The organism is Streptomyces sp. NBC_00316, assembly GCF_036158715.1.
Lineage (GTDB): Bacteria > Actinomycetota > Actinomycetes > Streptomycetales > Streptomycetaceae > Streptomyces.
The window spans coordinates 3,799,153-3,822,151 of sequence record NZ_CP108023.1 but is presented as its reverse complement, the minus strand read 5'-3'; the positions used below and the strand labels follow the sequence as shown (position 1 = coordinate 3,822,151).

Here is a 22,999-nt window from a genome sequence, read left to right as displayed (position 1 = left end):
CAGGGCCGGCCTGCCGGTGCGGTCAGTGCAGGGTCGGTACGTCCCCACCGCCGACGCGCGTCAGCGTGACCCCGGTGAGCCCCCGCAGCCGACGCTCCGCGATCCTCTCGACCAGCGCGCGGTCCGGGGGAGTCGGACCGAGGCCGATCGCGTAGCGGACCGGGTCCGTGCCGTAGGGGCGGGGCCAGGCGTGGGACTCGGGAGCCGCCTCCGACAGGTCGCCGATCAGTGCGCGGATCCGGCCGCGCACCCGGCCCCCGTCCGATTCCGGGCGCACGGCCATGACGGCCCAGGCCGCGTGGCGGCGGTGCAGCGGCGGCGGGGTCAGCAGCCCGGCGGAGTCCGTCCCGAGCAGCTCCCAGGCGCGGAACAGCTCCTGGGTGAGCAGATCGCGCATGCCCGGTGTGATCCGGTCGGTGCAGGGACGTACGGGCTCCGAAGGAGTCATGATCGTGACCGGCAGCTCCGGTCCCTGCGCCTGTGCCGCGCCCACCGGCACGCGCCAGTCCCAGGCAGCCCACGTCGCGAAGAACTGCCGCAGCAGCCGGTCGGGCGACAGGTCGTCCTCCTCACGGACGGTGGTGGCCGCCAGGACGGACCAGGCCAGGCCGGGGAGCCCGCCGAACGGCGCCGAGTCCAGGCCGCGCGCCCCGGCCCATGCCTTGACCTCCCGGGCCAGCCGCGCGAACGCCTCCTGCCGGTCGCCCGCGAGGGCGAGCACCGCCTCCGCGTCGCTCACCGCGCTGAGCGCCACCGCCGCCGCCTCGCCCAGCTCCGCGCGGCGCTCGACCGCGTCCGCCGGGTCCATCGGACCGGTGGGGACCACGACCAGGTCCACGCGCAGACCGCCGATATCGGTCCGCAGACCGGGCACCCGTGCTCCGGCGACCTCCCGGAGGTCCGCCGCCTCCGGCAGCGCCGCCGCCAACAGGCCTTGTACGGAAGGCAGTTCGACCTCGCCCGGCAGTGCCGCCACCAGGTCCAGATCCGCGCCGGACAGGGCACAGCCCATGCGCCGGGAGCCGACGACATGGACGACCCCGCCGGCCAGTGCCTCGCGGACGCGGCGTACGACACCCGTGACGTCCGTGACCGGCCGGGCGCCGGCCGGGGCCGGGCCGGGGTTCCCGTGGCCGGGCGCGGGGGGATCGTCCGCCGCCGCGTCCGGTACCCAGCGCACCTCGCCCGTTCCCAGGGCCACCGTCGCCCGCACCCGCATCGGCTCGTCGCCGCGGCGCGACAGCAGCACCAGCTCCCCGACCCGTACCGGCATCGGATCGAGCCGCCAACCGCATTCGGCGGCCAGCGCATGCGGGTCCGTGGTCCGGCCCAGGCTGAGGTGGGGGGTGAAGCCCCCGTGGTGGCCGCAGCAGGTGGGGAACCGCCGCACCAGCTCCTCCCACAGTCCGGCCCACGGCTCCTCGCCCCCGGCCGCCGGGTCCAGCCACACCGTGGCCCCCTCGCGGTGCCCGAACCACTGCACACCCGCCAGCCGCGCGTCGAAGGGCGCACACGCGGCGGCCGCGGCGGCGAGCAGGGGGGCCGCCTGCTCGAAGGCGTACTCGGGGACGAAGCCGAAGAGCAGATTGACGTGCGGCGGCCAGCGGCGGATCTGCGGGTCGTGGTCCCGCCGGATCGCCTGCAGCGGCGGCCAGAGCTCCTGCGGCGGGATCCACGCCAGTGCGGTACGGGCCGTGGGCGGTACGTCCAGGACCTCGGCGCTCTCCGCGACGGTAGGGGCAAGTTCGGCCAGCACGCCGTAGTGGTCGGAGATGTACAGGCCCTCGGCCGTGGGGACGTCGCCGCGGAGTTCGGCACGCCGCACCCGCAGTCCCTCCGCGCGGAGCAGCACCCGGTCCAGCCGGGACGCCCGCCCGCTCAGCGAGGAGACCGCGGCCAGCGGATTGACGCACGGGTCGAACGTCGCGGTCGCGTCGTCCGGGCCGTGGGCCTCGCTCCACGCGTCGCGCATGCCGAGCGCGGTGCCCGGAGCCCCGGTGCCGTCGTTGAAGTCGCCCATGAGGACGAGACCGCCGTCGAGGGAGGCCAGTCCTTCGGCGATCCGGGCCAGTTCGGCGTCCCGCCGTTGCGCCCCGTTCTCCGAGTGGTCGCTGCTCAGATGGGTCGCGGCGACCGTGACCGGGCCGGCGCCGGTCTCCACGACAAGGGCCACCACGGCCTTGTGCGGGCCGAGGGCGTGGTGTGCGGCCTCCCGTACGGGCAGCCTGCTCAGCAGCAGCACACCGCACTCGTCGACGTCCCGCGCCGCCGGATCCGTCCCCAGGGTGTACGTCCGACGCACCCACGGTTCCTGGAGCAGCAGCGTGAGCAGCGAGGGCTCCACCTCCTGGAGCGCGATGACGTCCGCGTCGGCCTCGCGCAGTGCGGTCATCAGCAGCGGTCTGCGCGCGGCGGTGCCGATGCGGTCGGCGTCGTAGCGGTCCCACAGGGTGTTCCAGGTCAGCAGACGCAGCCGTCCCGTGGGCCCGTCGGCCCGGGCGGTCCGCGCCGGGACCCAGTCGGCGCCGTCCCAGGCGTACGGCGTGCGGGCGGTGAAGAACGGCGCCCGCAGCCGCCGCGCCTCCCGTACCCGCCCGGCGTCCGTGTCGTCGATCCGGTCGACGCCCGTGGCCCGGTTCCACACGACCTCGCCGTCGGCCTCGAAGAACAGCACCCGGTGCCAGGGGATCTCGCCGCCCGGCACGAACGCGGGCAGCGGGACGCGCTCGGGCGGGGCGCCGCGCTGGTTGATCCCGACCACGAAACGGGCGGGGTCGAAGCGCGCGTCCCAGCACACCCGGTGGTAGATCTCCTCGCTGGTACGCACGGCTACGCCTCCTCCTCGATCGTCCCACTGGCCCCGATGTACCAGGTGCGGTGCGCCTGACCCGGGTACGGCGGGCCGAAGCGGTGCAGCTGGGCGGCGAGGACGCGGGCCGGCACCGGGTGCTCGCGTGCCCCGTTGCGCCGGGTCAGCTCGGCCTCGTCGACGAGGACCACGGCGTGGGTGACGAGTGCGTCCCGGCGCAGGGCGACGGAGTGCACCAGGGAACGCTGCTGCTGATTGAGTGATGTCGCGTCCCACACCACGGTCCCGCCGCCGTCCAGCGCGGCGTCCAGCCGGCCGAGTCCGGTGCGCAGGATGTCCGCGTTGGCCTTCTGGTCGGCGCGGGAGCCGCGGGCCTCGCGGAGGTCGTCGAGGGAGATGAGGGTGTCCACCCCGGACAGCTCCCGGGCGAACGTGCTCTTGCCGCTGCCCGACGGGCCGACCATCTGGATCAGCTTCGGGAAGGCGCCCGAACGCCACCGCCAGGTGGCCGCGACCGCTTCCTCGGCCGTGCGGATGCGTCCGAGCGCGTACGCCTCGCGGGCCTCGGCCAGACAGCGGGCCGAGGAGTCGGCGTCCAGCCCGGCGAACGCCTCCCGCAGTCCCGCGAGCGGCCCGGCGTCCTCCGCGTGCAGCGCGGACCACTCCACCTGCTCGTGCGCCTCGGCGTCCCGGGCGGTCGCCCGCGCGACGGCGTGCAGGACGTCCAGGTCGGCGGCGTACGACAGCCGCACCAGACCGGCGCGCCGCTCATCGTCCGGGTACGGCCGGTGCAGGGCCGGATGCAGCCCGACGAGGTCGGCGACACGCCGGGCGAGCGGCATGCCCAGGGCGGGGACGAGCTTCGGCGCGAGCGAGGACCGCCGGCTGCGGTGCAGCAGCGTGGCCAGTACGCCGGAGAGCCGGGCGTCCCCGCACAGCCCGGCGGTCGCCAGCCGGCCGAGAGCCTCCGCGTCGCCGCCGGGCAGACCGAGCGCGGCGGTCAGTTCCCGCGGGTCGGCGGCGGCACCCGAACGCACCGCCCACAGCGGCGCGTTCGGGCCCAGGCCGTTCGCGACGACGGCCGCGTGCATCCAGTGCGTACCGGTCTGCACATGCCCGGGCCTGACCCACTTGGCGACGTGCCGCCCGAAGTCGCCGGCGGCGAATCCTTCGACGGTCCGCACGACGTATCCCTCCTGGCGTCCCCGGTCGACCGCGAGCGCCCGCAGCGCCCGCTCGTCGAACGTGCCCCGCCACAGGACCCGGGGCGCGGGGATGCCGAGTGCCCGCAGACAGCCGACGGTCTCGTCCCAGTCCAGACAGCGTCCGTCCGCGTCCCACACGGAGAAGCCGTAGAAGTAGCTGTCCAGGTCCTCGTACGCGATCGAGTGCCGGGCGTACATGTTCTCGCCGCACACCCGCCGGCCCGCGGGGATCGCGTGCCCGATGCGCCCCTGGAGGGCCTTGACCCAGGTCCGGGACGGGTGGTGTGCCGAATCGAGGGAACGTGCGTGCAGGCCGTCGGCGTACAGGGTGGTGTTCTCGCCGTCGAGCTTCTCGGTGACGACGACCTCGCGGCCGCGGAGCCCGCACAGGTCGGTGACCCTGACGTCGTCGTCGGTCACCCCCGGCGACCAGGGCAGATGTGGTGTCCGCGGATAGTGCGTACGCATGACGGTCGAGGCCCCCGTGTCGCTGACATGGCCAGCGTAGGAGGGCGGGGGAGGGGCGTTCCAGCCGATTTTCCTCCGGCGCGTCGCCACCGCGTCGCCGGGCGTTCTGTGAGGCGCGGTTTGACGCGCAACTCACCCGGGGTAATGTCTTCGGCCCGATTGGCCAGGCTCGCGCCGCGTATGGCACACTGACCAGGTTGCTCGGTTGAGTGTCAATGCTGCGCGCCTCCCGCCGGGAGGACTGGAAGCGAGTCCCACAGTACTCGTCGGCCCCATGCGGGCCGGACGTACGGGAATCTTCCGGGAAGCGTAAGTGGGGCACCGGCCAGGCACCCGGTGGGTGTTTCGCCCCCGACGCTCTTTATTGAGCACAGCGCGGTCCACGGCCCGCACCCCCTTGGTTGGGAAATCCTTCGGGAGTTCTGCGTAGAGGGGATGCGACACGCCCGACCGCGTGGGTCGGAGGAGAAGTTTCCAGAACCCCCGGGTTCCAGAGCGTTACGAGAGACAGGACTACTAGTAGCCATGGCGGGACAGAAGATCCGCATCCGGCTCAAGGCCTACGACCACGAGGTCATCGACTCCTCGGCGAAGAAGATCGTCGAGACGGTGACCCGCACTGGTGCGTCGGTCGCAGGCCCGGTGCCGCTGCCCACTGAGAAGAACGTGTACTGCGTCATCAAGTCGCCGCACAAGTACAAGGACTCGCGCGAGCACTTCGAGATGCGCACGCACAAGCGCCTCATCGACATCCTCGACCCCACGCCGAAGACGGTTGACTCGCTCATGCGTCTCGACCTGCCGGCCGGCGTCGACATCGAGATCAAGCTCTGAGGTGACGCGCGAGATGGCTAAGAACATTAAGGGCGTCCTGGGCGAGAAGCTCGGCATGACCCAGGTCTGGGACGAGAACAACCGGGTCGTCCCGGTGACCGTCGTCAAGGCCGGGCCCTGCGTCGTCACCCAGGTCCGCACCAACGACAGCGACGGCTACGAGTCGGTCCAGATCGCCTTCGGCGAGATCGACCCGCGCAAGGTGAACAAGCCCCTCAAGGGCCACTTCGCCAAGGCCGACGTGACCCCGCGCCGCCACCTGGTGGAGCTCCGCACCCCTGACGCCAGCGAGTACACGCTGGGCCAGGAGGTCACTGCCGCAGTGTTCGAGTCCGGCGTCAAGGTTGACGTCACGGGCAAGAGCAAGGGCAAGGGCTTCGCCGGTGTGATGAAGCGCCACAACTTCAAGGGTGGCAAGGCGTCCCACGGTGCCCACCGTGTGCACCGCATGCCCGGCTCCATCGGTGGCTGTGCCACCCCCGGCCGTGTCTTCAAGGGCATGCGCATGGCGGGTCGCATGGGCAACGAGCGCGTCACCACCCAGAACCTGACCATCCACGCGGTTGACGCGGAGAAGGGTCTGCTCCTCATCAAGGGCGCAGTCCCCGGTCCGAACGGCGGCCTCGTCCTGGTCCGTACCGCGGCCAAGGGGGCTTGAGGTAATGAGCACCATTGACATCCTTTCGCCGGCAGGCGACAAGGCCGGTACCGTCGAGCTCCCCGCGGAGATCTTCGACGCGAAGACCAGCGTTCCGCTGATCCACCAGGTCGTTGTCGCACAGCTGGCCGCTGCCCGTCAGGGCACGCACAAGACCAAGCGTCGCGGCGAAGTCCGTGGTGGTGGCCGCAAGCCGTACCGCCAGAAGGGCACCGGCCGCGCCCGCCAGGGTTCGACCCGCGCACCGCAGTTCGTCGGCGGTGGCGTCGTCCACGGCCCGCAGCCGCGTGACTACTCGCAGCGCACCCCGAAGAAGATGAAGGCCGCCGCCCTGCGCGGTGCCCTCTCCGACCGGGCACGCCACTCCCGTATCCACGTCGTCACCGGCGTGGTCGACGGTGCTGTCTCCACGAAGGCCGCCAAGACGCTGTTCGGCAAGATCTCGGAGCGCAAGAACCTGCTCCTGGTCGTCGAGCGCGCCGACGAGGCCGCGTGGCTGTCCGCCCGCAACCTGCCCCAGGTGCACATCCTGGAGCCGGGCCAGCTCAACACGTACGACGTGATCGTCTCCGACGACGTGGTCTTCACTCAGGCCGCCCTCGAGTCCTTCGTGTCTGGCCCCAAGGCCGATGAGACCGAAGGGAGCGACGCCTGATGAGCGAGGCGACCGTAACCAGCAAGACCTTCACGGACCCGCGCGACGTTCTCGTCAAGCCGGTCGTTTCCGAGAAGAGCTACGCGCTGCTCGACGAGAACAAGTACACGTTCATCGTCGCGCCCGGCTCCAACAAGACCCAGATCAAGCAGGCCGTGGAAGCGGTCTTCTCGGTCAAGGTCACCGGGGTCAACACGATCAACCGGCAGGGTAAGCGCAAGCGCACCAAGACCGGCTTCGGCAAGCGCGCTGACACCAAGCGCGCCATCGTGACCCTCGCCGAGGGCGACCGTATCGACATCTTCGGCGGCCCGACCTCCTGACGGAGGTCGAGTCGTCCGGAATCGGACGAGGACTGAGAAATGGGTATCCGCAAGTACAAGCCGACGACCCCGGGCCGTCGTGGCTCCAGCGTCGCCGACTTTGTCGAGATCACGCGGTCCACGCCGGAGAAGTCGCTGGTCCGCCCCCTGCACAGCAAGGGCGGCCGTAACAACGCCGGTCGTGTGACCGTTCGCCACCAGGGCGGTGGCCACAAGCGCGCCTACCGAGTGATCGACTTCCGTCGTCACGACAAGGACGGCGTGCCGGCCAAGGTCGCGCACATCGAGTACGACCCCAACCGCACCGCGCGCATCGCGCTCCTGCACTACGCGGACGGCGAGAAGCGCTACATCATCGCGCCGCGTGGCCTCACGCAGGGCGACCGGGTCGAGAACGGCCCCGCGGCCGACATCAAGCCCGGCAACAACCTGGCGCTGCGCAACATCCCGGTCGGTACGACCATCCACGCCATCGAGCTGCGGCCCGGCGGCGGCGCGAAGTTCGCCCGTTCCGCGGGTGCCTCCGTGCAGCTGCTGGCGAAGGAGGGCACCATGGCCCACCTTCGTATGCCGTCGGGTGAGATCCGCCTGGTCGACGCCCGCTGCCGCGCCACGATCGGCGAGGTCGGCAACGCCGAGCAGTCGAACATCAACTGGGGCAAGGCCGGCCGTATGCGCTGGAAGGGCGTTCGCCCGACCGTCCGCGGTGTCGCGATGAACCCGGTTGACCACCCGCACGGTGGTGGTGAGGGCAAGACCTCCGGTGGTCGCCACCCGGTCTCCCCGTGGGGTCAGAAGGAGGGTCGTACTCGTTCGCCGAAGAAGGCTTCGAACAAGTACATCGTCCGCCGCCGCAAGACGAACAAGAAGCGCTAGGAGCGGGTTTAGATGCCGCGCAGTCTCAAGAAGGGGCCCTTCGTCGACGGCCACCTCATCAAGAAGGTGGACGTACAGAACGAGGCAGGCACCAAGAACGTCATCAAGACCTGGTCCCGTCGCTCGATGATCGTCCCGGCCATGCTGGGTCACACCATCGCGGTGCACAACGGCAAGATCCACGTCCCGGTGTTCGTCACCGAGTCGATGGTCGGCCACAAGCTCGGCGAGTTCTCGCCGACTCGCACCTTCCGCGGCCACGTCAAGGACGACCGGAAGTCGAAGCGCCGCTAACGCGGGGTGACTGACTATGACTTACACCGAAGGGACAACCATGGAAGCCAGGGCCCAGGCGCGGTACATCCGCGTCACGCCCATGAAGGCCCGCCGCGTGGTGGACCTCATCCGTGGCATGGATGCCACGGAGGCTCAGGCGGTCCTGCGTTTCGCCCCGCAGGCCGCGAGCGTGCCGGTTGGCAAGGTGCTTGACAGCGCCATTGCCAACGCTGCACACAACTACGACCACACCGACGCCTCTTCGCTGGTCATCAGCGAGGCGTACGTGGACGAGGGCCCGACCCTGAAGCGGTTCCGTCCGCGTGCTCAGGGCCGTGCCTACCGGATCCGTAAGCGGACCAGCCACATCACCGTGGTCGTCAGCAGCAAGGAAGGAACCCGGTAATGGGCCAGAAGGTAAACCCGCACGGGTTCCGGCTCGGCATTACCACGGACTTCAAGTCCCGTTGGTACGCCGACAAGCTGTACAAGGACTACGTCAAGGAAGACGTCGCCATTCGTCGCATGATGACGAAGGGCATGGAGCGGGCCGGCATCTCGAAGGTCGAGATCGAGCGCACCCGCGACCGCGTCCGCGTTGACATCCACACCGCCCGCCCGGGCATCGTCATCGGTCGCCGTGGCGCCGAGGCCGACCGCATCCGTGGCGAGCTGGAGAAGCTGACCGGCAAGCAGGTCCAGCTGAACATCCTCGAGGTCAAGAACCCCGAGGTGGACGCTCAGCTGGTGGCCCAGGCTGTCGCCGAGCAGCTCTCCTCCCGCGTCTCCTTCCGTCGTGCCATGCGTAAGAGCATGCAGAGCTCGATGAAGGCCGGCGCCAAGGGCATCAAGATCCAGTGCGGTGGCCGCCTCGGCGGCGCCGAGATGTCCCGCTCGGAGTTCTACCGCGAGGGCCGTGTGCCCCTGCACACGCTCCGCGCGAACGTCGACTACGGCTTCTTCGAGGCCAAGACGACCTTCGGCCGCATCGGTGTGAAGGTCTGGATCTACAAGGGCGACGTCAAGAACATCGCCGAGGTCCGCGCCGAGAACGCTGCTGCCCGCGCTGGCAACCGCCCGGCCCGTGGCGGCGCTGACCGCCCGGCCGGCCGCGGTGGCCGCGGTGGCGAGCGTGGCGGTCGCGGTCGCAAGCCGCAGCAGTCCGCGCCGGCAGCGGAGGCCCCCAAGGCCGACGCTCCCGCCGCCGCTGCTCCGGCTGAGAGCACCGGAACGGAGGCCTGACCGAAATGCTGATCCCCCGTAGGGTCAAGCACCGCAAGCAGCACCACCCGAAGCGCAGCGGTATGTCCAAGGGTGGCACGCAGGTTGCGTTCGGCGAGTACGGCATCCAGGCGCTGACCCCGGCGTACGTGACGAACCGCCAGATCGAGGCAGCTCGTATCGCGATGACCCGCCACATCAAGCGTGGCGGCAAGGTCTGGATCAACATCTACCCGGACCGCCCCCTGACGAAGAAGCCCGCCGAGACCCGCATGGGTTCCGGTAAGGGTTCTCCCGAGTGGTGGATCGCGAACGTCAAGCCCGGTCGGGTGATGTTCGAGCTGTCCTACCCGAACGAGAAGATTGCTCGTGAGGCGCTTACCCGCGCTGCTCACAAGCTTCCGATGAAGTGCCGGATCGTTCGGCGCGAGGCAGGTGAGTCGTGATGTCGGCCGGTACCAAGGCGTCCGAGCTGCGCGAGCTGGGCAACGAGGAGCTCCTCAACAAGCTCCGCGAGGCCAAGGAAGAGCTGTTCAATCTCCGCTTTCAGGCGGCGACCGGTCAGCTCGAGAACCACGGCCGGCTCAAGTCCGTCCGTAAGGACATCGCCCGGATCTACACCCTGATGCGCGAGCGCGAGCTGGGCATCGAGACGGTGGAGAGCGCCTGATGAGCGAGAAGACTGTGACTGAGACGAACACCGACCGCGGTTTCCGCAAGACCCGTGAGGGTCTGGTCGTCAGCGACAAGATGGACAAGACCGTCGTCGTCGCTGTCGAGGACCGTGTCAAGCACGCGCTGTACGGCAAGGTCATCCGCCGTACGAACAAGCTCAAGGCGCACGACGAGCAGAACGCCGCCGGCGTCGGCGACCGTGTCCTCCTCATGGAGACCCGGCCGCTGTCCGCCACGAAGCGGTGGCGCGTCGTCGAGATCCTCGAGAAGGCCAAGTAATTCCTGAGGGGCATTCCCCTCAGGCAAGTTCCGCCAGGCTCGGCGGGGTTCGGATCCGATCGGGTCCGAACCCCGCCGGGAACCGGCAGACGATCAGGAGATAGACGTGATCCAGCAGGAGTCGCGACTTCGCGTCGCCGACAACACGGGTGCGAAGGAAATCCTCACCATCCGTGTTCTCGGTGGTTCGGGTCGCCGCTACGCGGGCATCGGTGACGTCATCGTCGCCACCGTCAAGGACGCGATCCCCGGTGGCAACGTGAAGAAGGGTGACGTCGTCAAGGCCGTCATCGTTCGCACCGTCAAGGAGCGTCGTCGTCAGGATGGCTCGTACATCCGCTTCGACGAGAACGCCGCCGTCATTCTGAAGAACGACGGCGACCCCCGCGGCACCCGTATCTTCGGCCCGGTGGGCCGTGAGCTGCGCGAGAAGAAGTTCATGAAGATCATCTCGCTCGCGCCGGAGGTGCTGTAAGCATGAAGATCAAGAAGGGCGACCTGGTTCAGGTCATCACCGGCAAGGACAAGGGCAAGCAGGGCAAGGTCATCGTGGCCTACCCCGCTCAGGACCGCGTCCTCGTCGAGGGTGTCAACCGGGTCAAGAAGCACACCAAGGCCGGTCAGACGGCTCGCGGTTCGCAGACCGGCGGCATCGTCACCACTGAGGCCCCGATTCACGTCAGCAACGTTCAGCTGGTTGTGGAGAAGGACGGCAAGAAGGTCGTCACCCGCGTCGGCTACCGCTTTGACGACGAGGGCAACAAGATCCGCGTTGCCAAGCGGACCGGTGAGGACATCTGATGACTGCCACCACTGCGCCGCGTCTCAAGACGCGCTACCGCGAGGAAATCGCCGGCAAGCTGCGTGAGGAGTTCTCCTACGAGAACGTCATGCAGATTCCCGGTCTGGTCAAGATCGTGGTCAACATGGGTGTGGGCGACGCCGCCCGCGACTCCAAGCTGATCGATGGCGCCGTGCGCGACCTCACCACGATCACCGGCCAGAAGCCGGCCGTCACCAAGGCCCGCAAGTCCATCGCGCAGTTCAAGCTGCGTGAGGGTCAGCCGATCGGCTGCCACGTCACCCTCCGTGGTGACCGGATGTGGGAGTTCCTGGACCGTACGCTGTCGCTCGCGCTGCCGCGTATCCGTGACTTCCGTGGCCTGTCGCCGAAGCAGTTCGACGGCCGTGGCAACTACACCTTCGGTCTCACGGAGCAGGTCATGTTCCACGAGATCGACCAGGACAAGATCGACCGGGTCCGGGGCATGGACATCACCGTGGTCACCACGGCGACCAATGACGACGAGGGTCGTGCCCTCCTTCGTCACCTCGGCTTCCCGTTCAAGGAGAACTGACCGTGGCGAAGAAGGCTCTGATCGCTAAGGCCGCCCGTAAGCCGAAGTTCGGCGTTCGCGGGTACACCCGCTGCCAGCGCTGCGGCCGGCCCCACTCCGTCTACCGCAAGTTCGGCCTGTGCCGCGTGTGCCTTCGTGAGATGGCTCACCGTGGCGAGCTGCCGGGCGTGACCAAGAGTTCCTGGTAATTCTCCTTCGCCCTTTGGGCGTTGGGAATTGACGGAAGCTCTCGGTAAGCATCTGGTCGGCAGGAGCCCGGCCTCACATGCCGTAGGCTTGTGGGGTTGGGCGCCTGCCGCCCAAGACCGACTTACTACGCCGTAGGTCCCCGCACCGCACCCGTCCCGCCACTGAGTGGGGAGAGGGATGGCGCATACAGGAAACCCCGGCGAGAGAGGCCGAAGGCCAATTCATGACCATGACTGATCCCATCGCAGACATGCTCACGCGTCTGCGTAACGCGAACTCGGCGTACCACGACTCCGTCGTGATGCCGCACAGCAAGATCAAGTCGCACATCGCGGAGATCCTCCAGCAGGAGGGCTTCATCACCGGCTGGAAGGTCGAGGACGCCGAGGTCGGCAAGAACCTCGTCCTCGAGCTGAAGTTCGGCCCGAACCGCGAGCGCTCGATCGCCGGCATCAAGCGAATCTCGAAGCCGGGTCTGCGTGTATACGCAAAGTCCACCAACCTGCCGAAGGTCCTCGGCGGCCTGGGCGTGGCGATCATCTCCACGTCCCACGGTCTCCTGACCGGCCAGCAGGCTCAGAAGAAGGGCGTAGGTGGGGAAGTCCTCGCCTACGTCTGGTAGTCGGGAACGGAGGAATAGCTCATGTCGCGAATCGGCAAGCTCCCCATCCAGGTTCCCGCCGGTGTGGACGTCACCATCGATGGCCGCACGGTCGCAGTGAAGGGCCCCAAGGGCACCCTCTCGCACACCGTTGCGTCGCCGATCGAGGTCACCAAGGGTGAGGACGGCGTCCTGAACGTCGTCCGCCCGAACGACGAGCGTCAGAACAAGGCCCTTCACGGCCTGTCCCGCACGCTGGTGGCGAACATGATCACCGGTGTGACCCAGGGATACACCAAGGCGCTCGAGATCAGTGGTGTCGGTTACCGCGTCCAGGCGAAGGGCTCCAACCTGGAGTTCGCCCTGGGCTACAGCCACCCGATCCTGATCGAGGCCCCGGAGGGCATCACCTTCAAGGTGGAGTCCCCCACGAAGTTCTCCGTCGAGGGCATCGACAAGCAGAAGGTCGGCGAGACCGCGGCCAAGATCCGCAAGCTGCGGAAGCCTGACCCGTACAAGGCCAAGGGCGTCAAGTACGCCGGCGAGGTCATCCGCCGCAAGGTCGGAAAGGCTGGTAAGTAGCCATGGCATACGGCGTAAAGATCGCCAAGGGCGACGCGTACAAGCGCGCTGCCCTCAAGCGTCGCCACATCCGTGTCCGCAAGCACATCTCCGGTTCGCCGGAGCGTCCGCGCTTGGTCGTGACGCGGTCCAACCGCCACATGGTCGCTCAGGTCATCGACGACGTCGCGGGTCACACGCTCGCGTCGGCATCGACCCTGGACGTGTCCATCCGTGGTGGCGAGGGTGACAAGAGCGCCCAGGCCAAGCAGGTCGGCGCCCTGGTCGCCGAGCGTGCCAAGGCTGCAGGCGTCGAGGCCGTCGTGTTTGACCGCGGTGGCAACCAGTACGCCGGGCGGATTGCCGCTCTGGCTGACGCCGCCCGTGAAGCCGGGCTGAAGTTCTAAGCCCCGGTTCCTACGCACAGCGGACGTAACAGAGAGAGGTAAATCCAATGGCTGGACCCCAGCGCCGCGGAAGCGGTGCCGGTGGCGGCGAGCGGCGGGACCGGAAGGGCCGTGACGGCGGCGCAGCTGCCGCCGAGAAGACCGCGTACGTTGAGCGCGTTGTCGCGATCAACCGCGTCGCCAAGGTTGTGAAGGGTGGTCGTCGCTTCAGCTTCACCGCGCTGGTCGTGGTGGGCGATGGTGACGGCACCGTCGGTGTCGGTTACGGCAAGGCCAAGGAAGTTCCCGCGGCCATTGCCAAGGGCGTGGAAGAAGCCAAGAAGAACTTCTTCAAGGTTCCGCGTATCCAGGGCACCATTCCTCACCCGATCCAGGGCGAGAAGGCTGCGGGCGTCGTCCTGCTGAAGCCTGCTTCCCCCGGTACCGGTGTTATCGCCGGTGGCCCGGTGCGCGCCGTTCTGGAGTGCGCCGGCGTTCACGACATCCTGTCGAAGTCGCTCGGCTCCGACAACGCGATCAACATCGTGCACGCGACCGTGGCGGCCCTCAAGGGCCTGCAGCGTCCCGAGGAGATCGCGGCTCGCCGTGGTCTGCCGCTCGAGGACGTCGCCCCCGCGGCTCTGCTTCGTGCGCGTGCGGGAGCGGGTGCGTAATGGCTCGCCTCAAGATCACGCAGACGAAGTCGTACATCGGCAGCAAGCAGAACCACCGCGACACCCTTCGTTCGCTCGGGCTCAAGCGCCTGAACGACGTGGTTGTCAAGGAGGACCGCCCCGAGTTCCGCGGCATGGCTCACACCGTCCGCCACCTCGTGACGGTTGAGGAGGTCGACTGACATGGCGGAGAACAACCCGCTGAAGGCCCATGACCTCCGGCCTGCCCCGGGCGCCAAGACCGCCAAGACCCGTGTGGGTCGTGGTGAGGCGTCCAAGGGTAAGACCGCTGGTCGTGGCACCAAGGGCACGAAGGCCCGTTACCAGGTTCCGGAGCGCTTCGAGGGTGGCCAGATGCCCCTCCACATGCGTCTCCCGAAGCTCAAGGGCTTCAAGAACCCGTTCCGCACCGAGTACCAGGTCGTGAACCTGGACAAGCTCGCGACGCTCTACCCCGAGGGTGGAGAGGTCACGGTGGCCGACCTGGTCGCCAAGGGCGCGGTGCGCAACAACCACCTCGTCAAGGTCCTCGGACAGGGCGAGATCTCCGTGGCGCTGCAGGTTTCGGTTGACGCCGTCTCCGGCTCCGCCAAGGAGAAGATTGCCGCCGCCGGCGGCACCGTCACCGAGCTCGTCTGAGACAACTCGGACAACTCGATGGCCTGAACATCCGACCGGGGATGCCTCTTGTATGAGGCATCCCCGGTTGGTCGTTCCTAGGGGGGCATGGTCGCCGGTAAGGTGGCCAGCACTGTTGCTGTGGTAACCCCTGGGCACACGCCCGGGAATCTTTGACTGTTACGTATTCGTCGATCCTCAAGACCGTCACCTCTCGCTCTGCGCGGGGGTCGCAGGAGGCACCGTGCTCACCGCGTTCGCCCGGGCGTTCAAGACGCCCGACCTGCGCAAGAAGCTGCTCTTCACGCTCGGCATCATCGTGCTCTACCGGCTCGGGGCACACATCCCTGTCCCGGGAGTGAGCTACGAGAACGTTCAGACCTGTGTCGATCAGGCCAGTAAGGGCAACAACAGCCTCTTCGGCCTGGTGAACATGTTCAGCGGTGGTGCACTGCTGCAGATCACGATCTTCGCGCTCGGCATCATGCCGTACATCACGGCCAGCATCATTCTTCAGCTGCTGACCGTGGTCATTCCCCGACTCGAGGCGCTCAAGAAGGAGGGGCAGTCCGGCCAGACCAAGATCACGCAGTACACGCGTTATCTGACCGTCGCGCTCGCCATCCTCCAGGGCACCGGCCTGGTGGCCACCGCCACCAGTGGCGCGCTGTTCAGCGGCTGCCCGGTCGCCGACCAGATCGTCCCGAACCACTCCATCTTCACGACCATCGTGATGGTGGTCACGATGACCGCGGGTACCGCCGCGGTCATGTGGCTCGGTGAGCTCATCACCGACCGCGGCATCGGCAACGGAATGTCGATCCTGATGTTCATCTCGATCGCCGCCAGCTTCCCCGGCGCCCTGTGGGCCATCAAGCAGAGCGGCAAGCTGGCCGACGGCTGGATCGAGTTCGGTACGGTCATTCTGGTCGGCTTCGTGATGGTGGCCCTCGTGGTCTTCGTCGAGCAGGCCCAGCGCCGTATCCCGGTCCAGTACGCGAAGCGCATGATCGGCCGCAGGTCGTACGGCGGTACGTCCACGTACATCCCGCTGAAGGTCAATCAGGCGGGTGTGATTCCCGTCATCTTCGCTTCTTCGCTGCTCTACATCCCGGCCCTGATCGTCCAGTTCTCCAACTCCACTGCGGGCTGGGCGACATGGATCAAGGACCACTTCGTCAAGGGCGACCACCCGTACTACATCACGGCGTACTTCCTGTTGATCGTCTTCTTCGCCTTCTTCTATGTGGCGATTTCGTTCAACCCCGAGGAAGTCGCCGACAACATGAAGAAGTATGGTGGCTTCATCCCGGGTATCCGGGCTGGTCGACCTACTGCCGAGTATCTGAGCTACGTGCTCAACAGGATCACTTGGCCGGGCTCGCTGTACCTGGGTCTGATCGCTCTGGTGCCGACGATGGCGTTGGCAGGCTTCGGTGGTGCAAACCAGAACTTCCCGTTCGGCGGGACGAGCATCCTCATCATCGTGGGTGTGGGTCTGGAGACCGTGAAGCAGATTGAGAGTCAGCTCCAGCAGCGCAATTACGAAGGGTTCCTCCGCTGATGCGAATCGTCCTCGTCGGGCCGCCCGGTGCCGGCAAGGGAACGCAGGCTGCGTACCTTGCCAAGAACCTGTCGATTCCACAGATCTCCACGGGCGACCTCTTCCGCGCCAACATCAGCCAGGGCACCGACCTTGGCAAGCAGGCCCGCGCCTACATGGACGCAGGCCAGCTGGTGCCGGACGAGGTCACCATCGGGATGGCCAAGGACCGCATGGCCCAGTCGGATGCCGCCAACGGCTTCCTGCTCGACGGCTTCCCCCGCAATGTGGGACAGGCCGAGGCGCTTGACGCGATGCTCAAGGACGAGGGCACCAAGCTGGACGCGGTCCTGGACCTGGAGGTCCCCGAGGACGAGGTGGTCAAGCGCATCGCCGGCCGGCGCATCTGCCGGAACGACGGCGCGCACGTCTTCCACGTCACGTACAACCAGCCGAAGACCGAGGGTGTCTGTGACATCTGCGGCGGCGAGCTGTACCAGCGTGACGACGACACGGAGGACACGGTCCGCACCCGGCTCGAGGTCTACCACACGCAGACCGAGCCGATCATCGACTACTACCGGTCCCAGGGCCTGGTGGTCACGATCTCCGCGCTCGGCAAGGTCACCGATGTGACCGAGCGGGCGATGGAAGCCCTCAAGAAGTCCGGCGAGGACTGAGAAACACCCGTAGTAGCTGTACTGCCGGCCGCGGCGTCCTTGGGCGCCGCGGCCGGCTCTGTTTGCGCCGTATCGTGGAGTACGCCGCAGCACCCGTCACCCTTCGATACCCGTCAGATGCAGAGAGGCGCCGCGCAATGGTGCAGATCAAGACCCCCGAGCAGATCGCGAAGATGCGTGAGGCAGGACTGGTGGTCGCTGCCATTCACGCGGCCACGCGCGAGGCCGCGGTGCCCGGCGCCACCACCCTGGATCTGGACCAGGTGGCGCGCAAGGTGATCGCCGACCACGGAGCGAAGTCGAACTTCCTCGGCTACGGCGGGTTCCCCGCGACCATCTGCACGTCGGTCAACGAGGTCGTCGTCCACGGCATCCCGGACGACAAGACCGTCCTGAAGGACGGCGACATCATCTCCATCGACGCCGGCGCGATCGTCGACGGCTGGCACGGCGACGCCGCGTACACCGCATTCGTCGGCACCGGTCACGCCCCGGAGCTCATCGAGCTGTCCCGGGTGACCGAGGAGTCCATGTGGGCCGGGATCGCCGCGATGAAGGTGAACAACCGCCTCGTCGACATCTCGAAGGCGATCGAGTCCTACATCCGCCGCCAGCCCCGCCCGGCCACCGGCAAGTACGGGATCATCGAGGACTACGGCGGCCACGGCATCGGCACCGAGATGCACATGGACCCGCACCTGCTGAACTACGTCGCGCGCAAGCGCGGCAAGGGCATCAAGCTGGTTCCCGGCGTCTGCCTGGCCATCGAGCCGATGGTCTCGCTCGGTACGGCGCAGACCGAGGTGCTCCAGGACGACTGGACGGTCATCACGACGGACGGCACCTGGTCCTCCCACTGGGAGCACTCGATCGCCCTCACCGAGCAGGGCCCCCTGGTGCTGACGGCCCCCGACTGCGGTCGCGCGAAGCTCGCGCAGTACGGCGTCGAGGTGGCGCCGGACCCGCTGGGCTGAGGCGCGACGCCACCGCCGGGCGGAGCCCGGCGCAGCGGTCCGAAGCCTGTGGAGCGCCCCGGCGCCGAACCGGCGAGGACCGCGTCCAGGAATTGGGTCTAAGGATCTACTTCGCTGGGCAAACTTGACGGATTCGTCTTTTGGGGTCCGCTGACGTAGACTGACTCGTCGGCTCTCGTGCATCCGTGTGTCCACATACGGCGTAGAGAGTCGATCAAGGTAGCCGATTCGAAAGGCGAAGCGTGGCCAAGAAGCAAGGTGCCATCGAAATTGAGGGCACCGTGATCGAGTCCCTCCCGAACGCCATGTTCAAGGTGGAACTCCAGAACGGTCACAAGGTCCTCGCGCACATCTCCGGCAAGATGCGGATGCACTACATCCGAATCCTCCCGGACGACCGGGTCGTGGTGGAGCTCTCTCCGTACGACCTGACGCGTGGCCGGATCGTCTACCGATACAAGTAGATCTTGCCCACGCCCCGCTCCGGCGGGGTGATGGCACTGACCCGGAGAACCTGACATCCCATGAAGGTCAAGCCGAGCGTCAAGAAGATCTGCGACAAGTGCAAGGTGATCCGCCGTCACGGCCGGGTCATGGTCATCTGCGACAACCTGCGCCACAAGCAGCGCCAGGGCTGACGCACGACCCCCTGCATCTCGCAGTACTTCGCGCGACGCACGTAATACGTACATACGCAGAGCCCGTCCAAGCCACGGCTGACGACACCTCCGGCGGGGGCCGGGGACCCGGACGTACCACCGCTCCTTCCGTGGAGCGGTCGGCGGCCGGGAGTGGCACTGCGGAAGACCCCCGAAATAACAACTGGAGCCATTGAATGGCACGCGTTTCAGGTGTTGACATCCCGCGCGAAAAGCGCGTGGAGGTTGCCCTCACCTACGTCTTCGGTATCGGGCGCACCCGGTCCAAGGAGATCCTCGCCACCACCGGCGTGAACCCGAACACCCGCGTTCGTGACCTGGCCGAAGAGGACCTGGTCAAGATCCGCGAGTACGTGGACGCCAACCTCCGCACCGAGGGTGACCTTCGCCGCGAGATCCAGGGCGACATCCGCCGCAAGATCGAGATCGGCTGCTACCAGGGCATCCGCCACCGTCGTGGTCTGCCGGTCCACGGCCAGCGCACCAGCACGAACGCCCGTACCCGCAAGGGCCCGCGTCGCGCGATCGCCGGTAAGAAGAAGCCGGGCAAGAAGTAGTCCTCAGCGGACGCACTGCGGCAGTCCGGATCCCCGGGCCGTTGCAGCATCCAGCGGTCTTCGCTGTAGGACCGATCACCTCCCCTCTCCATCTGGAGTCAAGACATGCCCCCCAAGGGTCGTCAGGGCGCAGCCAAGAAGGTGCGTCGCAAGGAAAAGAAGAACGTCGCTCACGGCCACGCGCACATCAAGAGCACGTTCAACAACACGATCGTCTCGATCACGGACCCCGCGGGCAACGTGATCTCCTGGGCCTCCGCCGGTCACGTCGGCTTCAAGGGCTCGCGCAAGTCCACCCCCTTCGCCGCGCAGATGGCCGCCGAGTCGGCCGCCCGCCGCGCGCAGGAGCACGGTATGCGCAAGGTTGACGTCTTCGTCAAGGGCCCGGGCTCCGGCCGCGAGACCGCGATCCGCTCCCTCCAGGCCACGGGCCTCGAGGTCGGTTCCATCCAGGACGTCACCCCCACTCCGCACAACGGATGCCGGCCGCCCAAGCGCCGTCGCGTCTGACGCACTGAAGCAACGGAGACAACTGGAAAATGGCGCGATACACCGGGGCCGACTGCAAGCGTTGCCGTCGGGAGAAGCAGAAGCTGTTCCTCAAGGGCAGCAAGTGCGAGAGCGCGAAGTGCCCGATCGAGATCCGTCCTTACCCCCCGGGTGAGCACGGACGCGGGCGCACCAAGGACAGCGAGTACCTTCTTCAGCTTCGTGAGAAGCAGAAGTGCTCGCGGATCTACGGTGTTCTTGAAAAGCAGTTCGTGAACTACTACAAGGAAGCGAACCAGAAGACCGGCAAGACCGGTGAGAACCTTCTGCGCATCCTTGAGACCCGCCTCGACAACGTGGTCTACCGGGCCGGCTTCGCCAAGTCCCGCGACCACGCCCGTCAGCTGGTGCGTCACGGACACATCACCGTGAACGGCACGAAGACCGACATTCCGTCGGCCCGCGTCGCCGTGAACGATGTCGTCGAGGTCCGCCAGAAGTCCAAGGCCCTGACCCCCTTCCAGGTGGCCCAGGCCGAGGCCGGCGAGCGCACCGTTCCGGCATGGCTCGAAGCCGTGCCGTCGACGATGCGGATCCTCGTGCACTCCCTGCCCGAGCGCCAGGTGATCGACACCCAGGTGCAGGAGCAGCTGATCGTCGAGCTCTACTCCAAGTAGAAGAGCTCGTGGGTCCGGGCGGTACGGCTCTTTCGGGTCGTGCCGCCCGTACCCTTGTCAGTATCTGGGGGCGTCAAATAGTGGGCGCCCACGACTGAAGGATCGCAGCATGCTTATCGCTCAGCGTCCGTCGCTGACCGAAGAGGTCGTTGACGAGTTCCGCTCCCGGTTCGTGATCGAGCCGCTGGAGCCGGGCTTCGGCTACACCCTCGGTAACTCTCTCCGTCGTACGCTCCTCTCCTCGATCCCCGGCGCTGCTGTCACCAGCATCCGGATCGACGGTGTCCTGCACGAGTTCACCACCGTGCCGGGCGTCAAGGAGGACGTCACCGACCTCATTCTCAACATCAAGCAGCTGGTCGTCTCCTCGGAGCACGACGAGCCGGTCGTGATGTACCTGCGCAAGCAGGGTCCCGGCCTGGTCACCGCTGCTGACATCGCCCCGCCGGCCGGTGTCGAGGTCCACAACCCGGACCTGGTCCTGGCCACGCTGAACAGCAAGGGCAAGCTGGAGATGGAGCTGACCGTCGAGCGCGGTCGCGGCTACGTCTCCGCCGTCCAGAACAAGCAGGCGGGCCAGGAGATCGGCCGTATCCCGGTCGACTCCATCTACTCGCCGGTGCTCAAGGTCACGTACAAGGTCGAGGCGACCCGTGTCGAGCAGCGCACCGACTTCGACAAGCTGATCGTCGACGTCGAGACCAAGCAGGCCATGCGTCCGCGTGACGCCATGGCGTCGGCCGGCAAGACCCTGGTCGAGCTGTTCGGTCTGGCACGCGAGCTCAACATCGATGCCGAGGGCATCGACATGGGCCCGTCCCCGACGGACGCCGCGCTCGCTGCCGATCTGGCGCTGCCGATCGAGGAGCTCGAGCTCACGGTCCGTTCGTACAACTGCCTCAAGCGTGAGGGCATCCACTCCGTGGGTGAGCTCGTGGCTCGTTCCGAGGCCGACCTGCTCGACATCCGCAACTTCGGTGCGAAGTCGATCGACGAGGTCAAGGCGAAGCTGGCCGGCATGGGCCTGGCGCTCAAGGACAGCCCGCCCGGATTCGACCCGACCGCCGCCGCCGACGCCTTCGGCGCCGACGACGACGCGGACGCGGGCTTCGTCGAGACCGAGCAGTACTAGTACGCCTCCGGTCGTGGCGCCCGGGATTTCCGGGCGCCACGACCGGAGTGAGGGCCCAGCCCTCGATCGCCGGACGGGCTCGATGAGCCCGGCCGGCCCATGATCTTCCGTGAGGCGGCCGCTTCACGGGAACTGACACCGGTACCTGATACGGCCGGTGCAGCACACAAGGAGATACACCATGCCGCGTCCCGCAAAGGGTGCCCGTCTGGGCGGCAGCGCCGCGCACGAGCGTCTGCTTCTCGCGAACCTCGCGAAGTCGCTGTTCGAGCACGGCCGCATCACGACGACCGAGGCCAAGGCCCGCCGCCTGCGTCCGGTCGCCGAGCGTCTGATCACCAAGGCGAAGAAGGGCGACATCCACAACCGTCGCCTGGTTCTGCAGTCGATCACGGACAAGGGCATCGTGCACACGCTCTTCACCGAGATCGCCCCGCGCTACGAGAACCGCCCCGGTGGTTACACGCGCATCACCAAGATCGGCAACCGTCGTGGCGACAACGCCCCGATGGCCGTCATCGAGCTGGTCGAGGCGCTGACCGTGGCGCAGCAGGCCACCGGTGAGGCCGAGGCCGCGACGAAGCGTGCGGTCAAGGAAGACTCCCTCAAGAAGGACGCGGCTCCGGCCGAGTCCGCCGAGGACGCCGCTCCGGCGGAGGAGTCCAAGGACGCCTGAGCGTTCTGAGACCACTGGACGGGCCCGCACCACCCTTCGGGGCGGTGCGGGCCCGTTCCGCATGTTCCGGCTTGAGAGGATCTTTCGGTGAGTGACGAAGTGGAGCCCGGCTCGGTACGGGTGCGGCTGGACCTGGCGTACGACGGCAAGGACTTCTCCGGCTGGGCGAAGCAGACGGCCCGGCGCACGGTGCAGGGGGAGATCGAGGACGCGCTGCGGACCGTGACGCGGTCGGCGCGGACGTACGACCTGACGGTCGCAGGGCGTACGGACGCAGGGGTGCACGCCCGTGGCCAGGTCGCGCACGTCGATCTGCCCATCGAGGTGTGGTCCGAGCACGGTGACCTGCTGCTGCGGCGGATGGCCGGGCGGATGGCGCCCGATGTACGGATCTGGCGGGTGGCCGAGGCCCCGGCGGGGTTCAACGCACGCTTCTCCGCGCTGTGGCGGCGTTATGCGTACCGCATCTCCGATCGGCCCGGTGGTGCCGATCCGCTGACGCGTGGCCATGTGCTGTGGCATGACCGGCCGTTGGACGTGGAAGCGATGAACGCCGCGTCGGCCCGGATGCTCGGGGAGCACGACTTCGCGGCGTACTGCAAGAAGCGCGAGGGTGCGACGACCATCCGTACGCTGCAGAAGCTGAGTTGGGTACGGGACGTGGAGTCCGGTGTCATCACGGGGACCGTGCAGGCCGACGCCTTCTGCCACAACATGGTGCGCGCGCTGGTGGGCGCGATGCTGTTCGTGGGCGACGGGCGGCGGCCCGATCCGTGGCCGGCCCAGGTGCTGGCGGCCGGGGTGCGGGACCCGGGGGTGCATGTGGTGCGGCCGCACGGGCTGACGCTGGAGGAAGTCTCCTATCCGGCCGACGAGTTGCTCGCCGCACGGAACAGGGAGGCGCGCAATGTCCGGACGCTGCCGGGGGGCGGGTGCTGCTGAATCC

Annotated in this window: 34 protein-coding genes; 32 read left to right on the top strand and 2 right to left on the bottom strand. The window is 67.7% G+C overall.

Annotation, left to right across the window (positions count from 1 at the left end; genetic code table 11):
- Window positions 1–22 precede the first annotated feature (22 nt).
- Window positions 23–2,827, bottom strand: a complete 2,805-nt coding sequence (locus OG878_RS16935; RefSeq protein WP_328887561.1) for a poly(A) polymerase — start codon at window positions 2,825–2,827, stop codon at window positions 23–25.
- A gap of 2 nt (window positions 2,828–2,829) precedes the next feature.
- On the bottom strand, window positions 2,830–4,482 hold the full coding sequence (locus tag OG878_RS16930) for an RNA ligase family protein (protein ID WP_328887560.1): 1,653 nt from the start codon (window positions 4,480–4,482) through the stop codon (window positions 2,830–2,832).
- Window positions 4,483–5,007: 525 nt separating this feature from the next.
- Between OG878_RS16930 and rpsJ the strand changes: the two genes are divergently transcribed.
- From rpsJ to truA, 32 genes are all read left to right on the top strand, one after another.
- The gene (gene rpsJ, locus OG878_RS16925; protein ID WP_003948644.1) at window positions 5,008–5,316 is read left to right on the top strand and encodes a 30S ribosomal protein S10; all 309 of its coding nucleotides are present in this window, start codon (window positions 5,008–5,010) and stop codon (window positions 5,314–5,316) included.
- A gap of 13 nt (window positions 5,317–5,329) precedes the next feature.
- Window positions 5,330–5,974, top strand: coding sequence for a 50S ribosomal protein L3 (rplC, locus tag OG878_RS16920; RefSeq protein WP_030914132.1), 645 nt, complete (start codon window positions 5,330–5,332; stop codon window positions 5,972–5,974).
- 4 nt (window positions 5,975–5,978) lie between these two features.
- A complete protein-coding gene (gene rplD, locus OG878_RS16915; RefSeq protein WP_266982601.1) occupies window positions 5,979–6,629 on the top strand; it encodes a 50S ribosomal protein L4 in 651 nt (216 codons plus the stop codon).
- Complete coding sequence (gene rplW / locus OG878_RS16910; protein ID WP_037688005.1) at window positions 6,629–6,952, top strand: 50S ribosomal protein L23; 324 nt, start codon at window positions 6,629–6,631, stop codon at window positions 6,950–6,952. Before rplD ends, rplW begins: the two co-directional genes overlap by 1 nt.
- Before the next feature lie 39 nt (window positions 6,953–6,991).
- Window positions 6,992–7,828: a 50S ribosomal protein L2 gene (gene rplB, locus OG878_RS16905; RefSeq protein ID WP_124716938.1), complete on the top strand. Its 837-nt coding sequence runs from the start codon at window positions 6,992–6,994 to the stop codon at window positions 7,826–7,828.
- A 12-nt stretch (window positions 7,829–7,840) separates the two neighbouring features.
- Complete coding sequence (rpsS, locus tag OG878_RS16900; RefSeq protein WP_003966956.1) at window positions 7,841–8,122, top strand: 30S ribosomal protein S19; 282 nt, start codon at window positions 7,841–7,843, stop codon at window positions 8,120–8,122.
- Window positions 8,123–8,162: 40 nt separating this feature from the next.
- The gene (rplV, locus tag OG878_RS16895; RefSeq protein ID WP_004571827.1) at window positions 8,163–8,510 is read left to right on the top strand and encodes a 50S ribosomal protein L22; all 348 of its coding nucleotides are present in this window, start codon (window positions 8,163–8,165) and stop codon (window positions 8,508–8,510) included.
- Window positions 8,510–9,346, top strand: a complete 837-nt coding sequence (rpsC, locus tag OG878_RS16890) for a 30S ribosomal protein S3 (RefSeq protein ID WP_037688007.1) — start codon at window positions 8,510–8,512, stop codon at window positions 9,344–9,346. Before rplV ends, rpsC begins: the two co-directional genes overlap by 1 nt.
- 5 nt (window positions 9,347–9,351) lie before the next feature.
- Entirely contained in the window at window positions 9,352–9,771 is a 420-nt protein-coding gene (gene rplP / locus OG878_RS16885) for a 50S ribosomal protein L16 (protein ID WP_014047785.1), read from the top strand.
- Window positions 9,771–9,995 carry a 50S ribosomal protein L29 gene (rpmC, locus tag OG878_RS16880; protein WP_015035581.1) on the top strand — a complete coding sequence of 75 codons (225 nt, stop codon included), beginning with the start codon at window positions 9,771–9,773 and terminating at the stop codon, window positions 9,993–9,995. The genes rplP and rpmC overlap by 1 nt, the downstream gene beginning before the upstream one ends.
- The gene (rpsQ, locus tag OG878_RS16875) at window positions 9,995–10,279 is read left to right on the top strand and encodes a 30S ribosomal protein S17 (protein ID WP_030977953.1); all 285 of its coding nucleotides are present in this window, start codon (window positions 9,995–9,997) and stop codon (window positions 10,277–10,279) included. The genes rpmC and rpsQ overlap by 1 nt, the downstream gene beginning before the upstream one ends.
- Before the next feature lie 106 nt (window positions 10,280–10,385).
- Window positions 10,386–10,754 carry a 50S ribosomal protein L14 gene (gene rplN, locus OG878_RS16870; protein WP_003966950.1) on the top strand — a complete coding sequence of 123 codons (369 nt, stop codon included), beginning with the start codon at window positions 10,386–10,388 and terminating at the stop codon, window positions 10,752–10,754.
- Between the two features lie 2 nt (window positions 10,755–10,756).
- A complete protein-coding gene (gene rplX, locus OG878_RS16865; RefSeq protein WP_073786786.1) occupies window positions 10,757–11,080 on the top strand; it encodes a 50S ribosomal protein L24 in 324 nt (107 codons plus the stop codon).
- On the top strand, window positions 11,080–11,637 hold the full coding sequence (gene rplE, locus OG878_RS16860; protein WP_037688009.1) for a 50S ribosomal protein L5: 558 nt from the start codon (window positions 11,080–11,082) through the stop codon (window positions 11,635–11,637). The genes rplX and rplE overlap by 1 nt, the downstream gene beginning before the upstream one ends.
- A 2-nt stretch (window positions 11,638–11,639) precedes the next feature.
- The gene (locus OG878_RS16855; protein WP_003948630.1) at window positions 11,640–11,825 is read left to right on the top strand and encodes a type Z 30S ribosomal protein S14; all 186 of its coding nucleotides are present in this window, start codon (window positions 11,640–11,642) and stop codon (window positions 11,823–11,825) included.
- A 224-nt stretch (window positions 11,826–12,049) separates the two neighbouring features.
- The gene (rpsH, locus tag OG878_RS16850) at window positions 12,050–12,448 is read left to right on the top strand and encodes a 30S ribosomal protein S8 (RefSeq protein ID WP_005313538.1); all 399 of its coding nucleotides are present in this window, start codon (window positions 12,050–12,052) and stop codon (window positions 12,446–12,448) included.
- A gap of 21 nt (window positions 12,449–12,469) precedes the next feature.
- The gene (rplF, locus tag OG878_RS16845; RefSeq protein ID WP_030914145.1) at window positions 12,470–13,009 is read left to right on the top strand and encodes a 50S ribosomal protein L6; all 540 of its coding nucleotides are present in this window, start codon (window positions 12,470–12,472) and stop codon (window positions 13,007–13,009) included.
- Window positions 13,010–13,011: 2 nt separating this feature from the next.
- Complete coding sequence (gene rplR, locus OG878_RS16840; RefSeq protein WP_328887559.1) at window positions 13,012–13,395, top strand: 50S ribosomal protein L18; 384 nt, start codon at window positions 13,012–13,014, stop codon at window positions 13,393–13,395.
- Window positions 13,396–13,442: 47 nt separating this feature from the next.
- Window positions 13,443–14,048: a 30S ribosomal protein S5 gene (rpsE, locus tag OG878_RS16835; protein WP_030914151.1), complete on the top strand. Its 606-nt coding sequence runs from the start codon at window positions 13,443–13,445 to the stop codon at window positions 14,046–14,048.
- On the top strand, window positions 14,048–14,230 hold the full coding sequence (gene rpmD, locus OG878_RS16830) for a 50S ribosomal protein L30 (RefSeq protein ID WP_030914154.1): 183 nt from the start codon (window positions 14,048–14,050) through the stop codon (window positions 14,228–14,230). The genes rpsE and rpmD overlap by 1 nt, the downstream gene beginning before the upstream one ends.
- Window position 14,231: 1 nt before the next feature.
- Window positions 14,232–14,687, top strand: a complete 456-nt coding sequence (rplO, locus tag OG878_RS16825) for a 50S ribosomal protein L15 (protein WP_037688017.1) — start codon at window positions 14,232–14,234, stop codon at window positions 14,685–14,687.
- A 223-nt stretch (window positions 14,688–14,910) separates the two neighbouring features.
- Window positions 14,911–16,230, top strand: coding sequence for a preprotein translocase subunit SecY (gene secY, locus OG878_RS16820; protein ID WP_328887558.1), 1,320 nt, complete (start codon window positions 14,911–14,913; stop codon window positions 16,228–16,230).
- On the top strand, window positions 16,230–16,889 hold the full coding sequence (locus tag OG878_RS16815; RefSeq protein ID WP_328887557.1) for an adenylate kinase: 660 nt from the start codon (window positions 16,230–16,232) through the stop codon (window positions 16,887–16,889). Before secY ends, OG878_RS16815 begins: the two co-directional genes overlap by 1 nt.
- A 137-nt stretch (window positions 16,890–17,026) precedes the next feature.
- Window positions 17,027–17,863, top strand: a complete 837-nt coding sequence (gene map, locus OG878_RS16810) for a type I methionyl aminopeptidase (RefSeq protein ID WP_328887556.1) — start codon at window positions 17,027–17,029, stop codon at window positions 17,861–17,863.
- Window positions 17,864–18,105: 242 nt separating this feature from the next.
- A complete protein-coding gene (gene infA / locus OG878_RS16805; RefSeq protein WP_003956442.1) occupies window positions 18,106–18,327 on the top strand; it encodes a translation initiation factor IF-1 in 222 nt (73 codons plus the stop codon).
- A gap of 60 nt (window positions 18,328–18,387) precedes the next feature.
- Entirely contained in the window at window positions 18,388–18,501 is a 114-nt protein-coding gene (gene rpmJ / locus OG878_RS16800) for a 50S ribosomal protein L36 (RefSeq protein ID WP_003956441.1), read from the top strand.
- A 197-nt stretch (window positions 18,502–18,698) separates the two neighbouring features.
- Complete coding sequence (gene rpsM, locus OG878_RS16795) at window positions 18,699–19,079, top strand: 30S ribosomal protein S13 (protein ID WP_014047799.1); 381 nt, start codon at window positions 18,699–18,701, stop codon at window positions 19,077–19,079.
- A gap of 105 nt (window positions 19,080–19,184) precedes the next feature.
- Window positions 19,185–19,589: a 30S ribosomal protein S11 gene (gene rpsK, locus OG878_RS16790; RefSeq protein WP_006376016.1), complete on the top strand. Its 405-nt coding sequence runs from the start codon at window positions 19,185–19,187 to the stop codon at window positions 19,587–19,589.
- A gap of 29 nt (window positions 19,590–19,618) precedes the next feature.
- Entirely contained in the window at window positions 19,619–20,245 is a 627-nt protein-coding gene (gene rpsD, locus OG878_RS16785; RefSeq protein ID WP_328887555.1) for a 30S ribosomal protein S4, read from the top strand.
- 109 nt (window positions 20,246–20,354) lie between these two features.
- Window positions 20,355–21,377 carry a DNA-directed RNA polymerase subunit alpha gene (locus tag OG878_RS16780; RefSeq protein ID WP_030914177.1) on the top strand — a complete coding sequence of 341 codons (1,023 nt, stop codon included), beginning with the start codon at window positions 20,355–20,357 and terminating at the stop codon, window positions 21,375–21,377.
- Between the two features lie 181 nt (window positions 21,378–21,558).
- Window positions 21,559–22,053, top strand: coding sequence for a 50S ribosomal protein L17 (rplQ, locus tag OG878_RS16775; RefSeq protein WP_328887554.1), 495 nt, complete (start codon window positions 21,559–21,561; stop codon window positions 22,051–22,053).
- 87 nt (window positions 22,054–22,140) lie between these two features.
- Window positions 22,141–22,995: a tRNA pseudouridine(38-40) synthase TruA gene (gene truA, locus OG878_RS16770; protein WP_328887553.1), complete on the top strand. Its 855-nt coding sequence runs from the start codon at window positions 22,141–22,143 to the stop codon at window positions 22,993–22,995.
- Window positions 22,996–22,999 lie beyond the last annotated feature (4 nt).

Coding starts and splice junctions, on each gene's coding strand:
- rpsC (WP_037688007.1), top strand. CDS start 8,510: ATGGGCCAGAAGGTAAACCCGCACGGGTTCCGGCTCGGCATTACCACG.
- map (WP_328887556.1), top strand. CDS start 17,027: ATGGTGCAGATCAAGACCCCCGAGCAGATCGCGAAGATGCGTGAGGCA.
- rpmJ (WP_003956441.1), top strand. CDS start 18,388: ATGAAGGTCAAGCCGAGCGTCAAGAAGATCTGCGACAAGTGCAAGGTG.
- rplP (WP_014047785.1), top strand. CDS start 9,352: ATGCTGATCCCCCGTAGGGTCAAGCACCGCAAGCAGCACCACCCGAAG.
- rplQ (WP_328887554.1), top strand. CDS start 21,559: ATGCCGCGTCCCGCAAAGGGTGCCCGTCTGGGCGGCAGCGCCGCGCAC.
- rplO (WP_037688017.1), top strand. CDS start 14,232: ATGGCGGAGAACAACCCGCTGAAGGCCCATGACCTCCGGCCTGCCCCG.
- rpsS (WP_003966956.1), top strand. CDS start 7,841: ATGCCGCGCAGTCTCAAGAAGGGGCCCTTCGTCGACGGCCACCTCATC.
- rpsH (WP_005313538.1), top strand. CDS start 12,050: ATGACCATGACTGATCCCATCGCAGACATGCTCACGCGTCTGCGTAAC.
- rpsK (WP_006376016.1), top strand. CDS start 19,185: ATGCCCCCCAAGGGTCGTCAGGGCGCAGCCAAGAAGGTGCGTCGCAAG.
- rpsM (WP_014047799.1), top strand. CDS start 18,699: ATGGCACGCGTTTCAGGTGTTGACATCCCGCGCGAAAAGCGCGTGGAG.
- OG878_RS16930 (WP_328887560.1), bottom strand. CDS start 4,482: ATGCGTACGCACTATCCGCGGACACCACATCTGCCCTGGTCGCCGGGG.
- rplR (WP_328887559.1), top strand. CDS start 13,012: ATGGCATACGGCGTAAAGATCGCCAAGGGCGACGCGTACAAGCGCGCT.
- OG878_RS16815 (WP_328887557.1), top strand. CDS start 16,230: ATGCGAATCGTCCTCGTCGGGCCGCCCGGTGCCGGCAAGGGAACGCAG.
- rpsQ (WP_030977953.1), top strand. CDS start 9,995: ATGAGCGAGAAGACTGTGACTGAGACGAACACCGACCGCGGTTTCCGC.
- rpmD (WP_030914154.1), top strand. CDS start 14,048: ATGGCTCGCCTCAAGATCACGCAGACGAAGTCGTACATCGGCAGCAAG.
- rplB (WP_124716938.1), top strand. CDS start 6,992: ATGGGTATCCGCAAGTACAAGCCGACGACCCCGGGCCGTCGTGGCTCC.
- rplE (WP_037688009.1), top strand. CDS start 11,080: ATGACTGCCACCACTGCGCCGCGTCTCAAGACGCGCTACCGCGAGGAA.
- rpmC (WP_015035581.1), top strand. CDS start 9,771: ATGTCGGCCGGTACCAAGGCGTCCGAGCTGCGCGAGCTGGGCAACGAG.
- rplW (WP_037688005.1), top strand. CDS start 6,629: ATGAGCGAGGCGACCGTAACCAGCAAGACCTTCACGGACCCGCGCGAC.
- OG878_RS16780 (WP_030914177.1), top strand. CDS start 20,355: ATGCTTATCGCTCAGCGTCCGTCGCTGACCGAAGAGGTCGTTGACGAG.
- rpsD (WP_328887555.1), top strand. CDS start 19,619: ATGGCGCGATACACCGGGGCCGACTGCAAGCGTTGCCGTCGGGAGAAG.
- rplX (WP_073786786.1), top strand. CDS start 10,757: ATGAAGATCAAGAAGGGCGACCTGGTTCAGGTCATCACCGGCAAGGAC.
- rplC (WP_030914132.1), top strand. CDS start 5,330: ATGGCTAAGAACATTAAGGGCGTCCTGGGCGAGAAGCTCGGCATGACC.
- rpsJ (WP_003948644.1), top strand. CDS start 5,008: ATGGCGGGACAGAAGATCCGCATCCGGCTCAAGGCCTACGACCACGAG.
- rpsE (WP_030914151.1), top strand. CDS start 13,443: ATGGCTGGACCCCAGCGCCGCGGAAGCGGTGCCGGTGGCGGCGAGCGG.
- rplV (WP_004571827.1), top strand. CDS start 8,163: ATGGAAGCCAGGGCCCAGGCGCGGTACATCCGCGTCACGCCCATGAAG.
- rplD (WP_266982601.1), top strand. CDS start 5,979: ATGAGCACCATTGACATCCTTTCGCCGGCAGGCGACAAGGCCGGTACC.
- rplF (WP_030914145.1), top strand. CDS start 12,470: ATGTCGCGAATCGGCAAGCTCCCCATCCAGGTTCCCGCCGGTGTGGAC.